The 2,428-nt window shown below is 64.5% G+C and carries 3 protein-coding genes; 2 read left to right on the top strand and 1 reads right to left on the bottom strand.

Annotation, left to right across the window (positions count from 1 at the left end):
- On the top strand, positions 1-820 hold an 820-nt coding region (locus AC1D15_RS27055), incomplete at its 5' end, for a molybdopterin cofactor-binding domain-containing protein (protein ID WP_477828436.1).
- On the opposite strand, the gene AC1D15_RS27050 is transcribed toward AC1D15_RS27055, so the two are convergent.
- Positions 807-1,547: a Crp/Fnr family transcriptional regulator gene (locus AC1D15_RS27050; RefSeq protein WP_477828435.1), complete on the bottom strand. Its 741-nt coding sequence runs from the start codon at positions 1,545-1,547 to the stop codon at positions 807-809. The two genes, AC1D15_RS27055 and AC1D15_RS27050, sit on opposite strands and share 14 nt — an antisense overlap.
- Before the next feature lie 281 nt (positions 1,548-1,828).
- Between AC1D15_RS27050 and AC1D15_RS27045 the strand changes: the two genes are divergently transcribed.
- Positions 1,829-2,428 (top strand): tannase/feruloyl esterase family alpha/beta hydrolase (locus AC1D15_RS27045; protein ID WP_477828434.1); only part of this gene is annotated, 600 nt, incomplete at its 3' end.

Below are 2,428 nucleotides of genomic sequence, written 5' to 3'. Positions count from 1 at the left end.
CATTGGCTTCGACGACACGGGCAAGGTGCTGGCCTGGGACCACGTGATCGTCGGCCAGTCGATCCTCGCCGGCTCCGTGTTCGAGCAGTTCCAGGTGAAGAATGGCGTCGACGCGTCCGCAGTCGAAGGCATGCGGGAGCCCTACCCGCTGCCGATGCGCCTGACGGTGCACCATCCCAAACTCAACGTGCCTGTGCTGTGGTGGCGCAGCGTGGGTTCCACCCATACCGCGTTCGTGATGGAGACGTTGATCGACGAGATTGCCCGCGCGACGAAGCAGGACCCGGTGGCCTACCGCATGAAGCTCTGGGGCGACAAGCACCCGCGCCACAGCGCCGCGCTACAGCTGGCCGTGGACAAGAGCGGCTATGGCAAGAAGCAGCTCCCCGCCGGCCGCGCCTGGGGCGTGGCGGTGCACGAGTCTTTCTCGACCGTCGTGGCCTACGTGGTCGAGGCTTCGATCAAGGACAACAGTCCCGTGCTGCACCGGGCGACAGCCGGCGTGCACTGCAACCTGGCGGTGAACCCGCGCACCATCGAGGCTCAGGCGCAAGGCTCAGCCGTCATGGGCCTGTCGATGTGCCTGCCCGGCGCGGCGATCACGTTGAAGGACGGCGTGGTGGAGCAGAGCAACTTCGGCGACTTCGTCGTGCCGCGCATCACCGACATGCCGCAGGTCGTCGTGCATGTCGTACCCAGCGCCGATGCGCCCACCGGCATGGGTGAACCCGGCCTGCCGCCGCTCGCACCGGCGTTCGCGAACGCGGTGGCAGCGCTGACCGGTAAACCGTTGCGCGAGATGCCTTTCAAGCTCGCCTGATCAGGGAGAGGGAACCAGAAGACCGCGCCATGACCGTGCGCGCCCTTCCAAACGCGTGCAAGCCTTCGACATCCAGAACGTGGATGCTGCCGTACTGCACTTGCATGAATCCGGCCGCCTGCAGTTCGTGCAGCGCTCGGTTCGCGATCTGGCGCGACAAGCCACACAAGCGTGCGATTTCTTCTTGGGAGATGCGCAAGGCATCCGAGGTGGCCGAGCAGAGCGACGGGTTGAACAGCTCAGCCACGCACACGGCAACCTGGGCAGTGGTGGATTGCATGCGACAACTCTCCACGACAGCGACGAACTGCCCGAGTCGGGCGTTCAACTGGTGCACCAGAAAGTGATTGAACGCCAGGCTGGTTTCAAAAAGCCAGTCGAACGTCTTCATCGGCATCAACGCGATCCAGCTGTCTCGCAGCGTGACCACTTCGTAAGGTCTGAGTTCGTGCTTGAGTATCGCCCCCTCGCCCAGCCACCCGCCGGAGGTCACGCCGATGAAGGTCGTGCTGCGCCCGTCCTCTGAAACGGTCGAGACCTTCACCATTCCATCCAGGACGCCGATCCAATACTGAGCTGGGGCGCCTTCCTGACAGACGACGGAGCCGGCGGCGTATTTCACCAGTTGGGTTTCGCACTCGACTCGCACCAACTGCTCGGCGGTCAGGTGCCTGGCCCACGGGGCTTCCCGCAGGTGATCGCGCATTTCGAGGGAAGGAGCCGACATGGTTTTCGCGAGAACTCAACGGTTGTACCCGTCGACGCTATCCGTACTGCGAGTCTTCGCAATCGGGGCAATCCAGTTCCGCGAGCCGGTCATGGGGGTCTTCCCCTAGCTGGAAAACGCGGGAATGTACATCGACGGACAGTCCATCTGCGGCGCAGATTCCAGAATCGTCCCGTGCCCATCGACAAGGCGGCAATGCACCGCTGAAGACTACGGAGACACATACCATGAGAGTTGGAAATCGCAAGACAAGCCCGGCCCGCCCTGCGGCGCTCGCCGCCATGGCCTCGTGCTCGTTGCTGCTGTCGGCCTGTGGCTCGAACGACGATGACGCGGCACCCGTCGTGGTGACTGCGCAGAAGGCCTGCGATGCCCTGTCGGGCAAGACCATCGCGGGCGCAACCCTCACCGCCGCCGCGGTGGCCGCGAGCGCAGCCGTACCGAGCTACTGCAAGGTCAATGGCACCATCGCTCCGGCCCTGAACTTCGAGATGCGTCTGCCGAACGCCTGGAACGGCAAGCTCTACTACGGCGGCGGCGGTGGCTACAACGGGTCGATCCCCGCGGTATCCGTGCCGGCACTGACTCAGGGTTACGCAACGGTCGCCAGCGACTCCGGCCACCAGGGCAGCGGGCTGTCTGCCGACTTCGCCTTGACCGACACCTTTGCAGCCCAGCTCTTCGGCAGCCTCTCGGTGCCGACGGTGATGTCGACCGCACTCGAGGCGGTGACCGCGGCCTACGGCATGCCGCCCTCCAAGTCATATTTCGAGGGCTGCTCCAACGGCGGGCGGGAAGCGTTGATGAACGTGCAGCGCTATCCGAACTTGTTTGACGGCGTCATCGCGCGGGCACCCGCCTACAACTGGGTGGGATTCATG

This window comes from Rhizobacter sp. P2_H2 (assembly GCF_056403375.1).
Note: the sequence above shows the minus strand (reverse complement) of the source record. Positions and strands in the feature narration are given on the sequence as shown.

What these genes read in the sequence shown, in the direction of transcription:
- AC1D15_RS27050 (WP_477828435.1), bottom strand. Translation starts at nt 1,547, where the DNA reads ATGTCGGCTCCTTCCCTCGAAATGCGCGATCACCTGCGGGAAGCCCCG.